Genomic DNA, 3,367 nt, shown 5'->3' on the forward strand with positions numbered 1-3,367 from the left:
TCCAGGACGTACAGGTTAAGCTGGAAGTATTTCGTGATGGGTATAAAGTGGTATTTGAAGTTTTAGAGAATAATCTTGTCAAGGATATAATAATAGAAGATAGCACTATTTTAGAGCAGGAAGAAATAGAAGAAGTAATGGTATTAAAAAGAGGGCAGATATTTTCCCAAAAAATACTGCAAAATGATCTGGATAGAATTTCTCAATTATATAGCGATAAAGGGCTAATTTTAGCAAATGTTAATGAAATTAACTTTAACCAGGAAACAGGTGTCCTTATCATCAGTCTTGCCGAAGGAATAGTTGAAGAGGTTAAGATAACCGGAAATGAAAAAACTGTGGACAAGGTTATCAGGAGAGAGATAGAAATTGAACCAGGTGATTTATTTGATTTTGATAAGGTGAAAAAATCAATGCAGGAAATATATAATCTTGGTTTTTTTGAAGATGTAACTATGAGGTTAGAGCCTGGAACCGGAGAAGAGCAGATTGTGTTGATTATTGAGGTGGTTGAAAAAAGTACCGGAGTACTTGGCGGTGGCGGCGGATACAGCTCCGGTGAAGGACTTTTTGCCTATGCCAGTATTAAGGAAGCTAATCTTTTTGGACGAGGACAAAGCATTGAAGCAAAGTTAGAAGTTGGTACCAGAACAACTTACAGTCTTTCATTTTATGAGCCCTGGTTAGCTAACACACCCACTTTTCTAGGAATAGAAGCATATGATATCTTTATGAAAAAAGATGAAATAGTCAATGAAGTCGATTCGGAGTATGAGATAGAGCGATTAGGAGGAAAACTTTCCTTTGGAAGGACTTTTAAAGATAATTTTAAAATAGGTTTGGAATTAAAAACCGAAGAAGCCACTTATGATTTAATCTCAGGACAGCTTCCTGATGATATACAGGAAGGTATCACAAATAGCATTAGACCTATTTTAGTCTATGATACGCGTGATGACAGATTTAACCCGACAGAAGGTTGGTTTATAACAGGTTCAATTCAAAATGCAGGAGGATTTTTGGGAGGAGATTATACTTATCGAAAATACGATTTGGATTTAAGAACTTACATGTCCACGAATGTCTTTGATGAGGATAAACAGAATGATTCAAAATTAACCAGTACAATAAATGATGGAGTCCTGGCATTGAGAGCTGTGGGAGGTATTGGAGATAGAGAGCTACCTTCATTTGCGAAATATGAAATTGGCGGTTTGGGTACTGTAAGGGGTTATGATTATAAAGAATTTTCCGGTGACATTTCGCTGGTTTTTAATGCTGAATTTCGTTTTCCCTTATCAGATAATGTACAGGGAGTTGTCTTTGCTGATTTAGGAAATGCCTGGAATTATGGTGAGTCAATTGCAATAACCGATTTAAAATTTGGCAAGGGCTTTGGTATTAGATTTGATACTTTTATTGGCCCTATTAGTATAGACTATGGGATAGGTGAAGATCAGGAAGGCCAGGCTTATTTCAGTATTGGACACAGTTTTTAATGAATTAATATCATTTAAATATTATCGTATTTAATGATTTTATAACTATAATAATAAAAAATTGAATAAATTTATAGTTGATTGGTATAAATTCTAAGGAGGAAATTTATGAATTATAACTTAACTGCAAGAATGAAAAAACTTAGTAAGATAGTAATTGTCATGGTGGCTGCAATTTTTTTAGGTGCAATGTTTACCAATAGTGCAATAGCACAGAGTGTTGGATTAGTTGATTTAGCAAAAGTGACTGCAAGCCACCCAAATACTGAAAAGATAAATCAGGTAAGTCAGGAATTAAGAACTGAATTACAAACAAGACAGGAAAAGTTAAATCAGGAAGGCAAAGGGCTTGATGAATCGGAATTAATAAAACTGGAAGAACGCTTTAACGCAGAATGGGAGCCCATAAAACAAAAAATACTTGCACAATTACAGGCTTTGCAGGCAGAGAGAAATTCCGATATTGTTCAAGCTATTAAGGCTGTAGGCGAAAAAGGAAATTATGAGGTGATTATTAACAGCGAAGTTCCTGTATTTACCGGTAATGATATGACAGATTATCCTATTATCCTGTATGGTGGAGAAAATCTTACCCAGGATGTGATTACGGAAATCGAGAGGATTACCGCTTCTTAATAAAAATCATTAATAAAACAAAAAACTTTAGTTTTATTAATTTAGTTTACATGCTTTCCATATCAGGAGAATTCTTTGGAAAAAATATTGACGGAAAAATTAATAAAAATTTACCGTAAAAGAAAAGTTGTTGATGAAATTAATCTGGAGATTAATAGAGGAGAGGTAGTTGGTTTGCTTGGTTCAAACGGAGCGGGTAAAACCACTACCTTTTATATGATTGTCGGTTTAATACGTCCTGACAAGGGGAAAGTATTTTTTAAAGGAAAAGATATAACTCATAGCCCTATGTACAAGAGGTCAAGGATGGGGTTAGGTTATCTTTCACAGGAGCCATCCATATTTAGAAAACTGTCTGTTCGGGAAAACATCCTGCTGATATTAGAGGCAACAGGGGTTGACCGTATAGAGCGCGAAAAAAGATGTCAAAATATGCTGAAAGAGTTAGAAATATCCCACTTATCAGAATATAAAGGGTACATGCTTTCCGGTGGAGAGCGAAGAAGAGTGGAAATTGCCCGGACTTTAGCCACATCACCCTCATTTATTCTGCTTGATGAGCCATTTACCGGAATTGACCCTATCGCAATCTATGATATTCAGGAAATCATTGGATATCTTAAAGAAAAAGGATTGGGTATACTGGTAACGGATCATAATGTAAGGGAAACTATGAAAATTACTGACCGCACCTATATTATGCATGATGGGAAAATATTAGCCTCAGGGAATCCTTCTGAAGTTGCCAATTCGGAAATCAGCCGGAAGTACTATTTAGGAGAAAGATTCGCGTTGTAAATTGTAAGAAGGTTTACAGTTTTTAGTTTAAAAGAGTAAATATAGATTTTATTCATTTTTTTAACTAATTAGAAAAAAACGTCTCAAAATATTTATTGGGAACCATTTTTTGATAATTTTGATATTGTCTTTAGTATTTTTTTATTTCTTTAACTAAAAACCAAAAACAAAAAACTATAAACTATTCTAATAAAGAAAGGTTTCAGGGCTTTTTGTCCCTGACTAAATTATGTACAGCATTATTTTAATTGTTACCCTGATTATTGTTAGCGGGATTATCGCCTATATAGGTGATTTGACCGGTTTTCGTATTGGGAAGAAAAAAATAAGTATTTTTGGTTTACGTCCCCATCGCACTGCAGTTTTTATAACCATTATAACTGGAATAGTTATATCAATTCTGACTATTTCAATTTTATCAATATTGTCTAATG

General features: G+C 34.3%; 4 protein-coding genes. All 4 read left to right on the forward strand.

Annotated elements, in window-relative coordinates; genetic code table 11:
• Window positions 1–1,499, forward strand: a 1,499-nt coding sequence (locus PHQ99_08250) for a BamA/TamA family outer membrane protein (GenBank protein ID MDD4289561.1), incomplete at its 5' end; no start/stop codon positions are given.
• Window positions 1,500–1,607: 108 nt separating this feature from the next.
• Window positions 1,608–2,135 (forward strand): OmpH family outer membrane protein, encoded by a 528-nt coding sequence (locus PHQ99_08255; GenBank protein ID MDD4289562.1) that lies wholly within the window; start codon window positions 1,608–1,610, stop codon window positions 2,133–2,135.
• A 75-nt stretch (window positions 2,136–2,210) separates the two neighbouring features.
• On the forward strand, window positions 2,211–2,933 hold the full coding sequence (gene lptB, locus PHQ99_08260; protein ID MDD4289563.1) for an LPS export ABC transporter ATP-binding protein: 723 nt from the start codon (window positions 2,211–2,213) through the stop codon (window positions 2,931–2,933).
• Window positions 2,934–3,162: 229 nt separating this feature from the next.
• Window positions 3,163–3,367 (forward strand): DUF3084 domain-containing protein (locus PHQ99_08265; protein ID MDD4289564.1); only part of this gene is annotated, 205 nt, incomplete at its 3' end.

Source organism: Atribacterota bacterium (assembly GCA_028703475.1).
Taxonomy (GTDB): domain Bacteria; phylum Atribacterota; class Phoenicimicrobiia; order Phoenicimicrobiales; family Stramentimicrobiaceae; genus JAQVMU01.

Excerpts from the sequence above, each read along its gene's own strand:
- PHQ99_08255 (MDD4289562.1), top strand. The coding sequence starts at position 1,608 with ATGAATTATAACTTAACTGCAAGAATGAAAAAACTTAGTAAGATAGTA.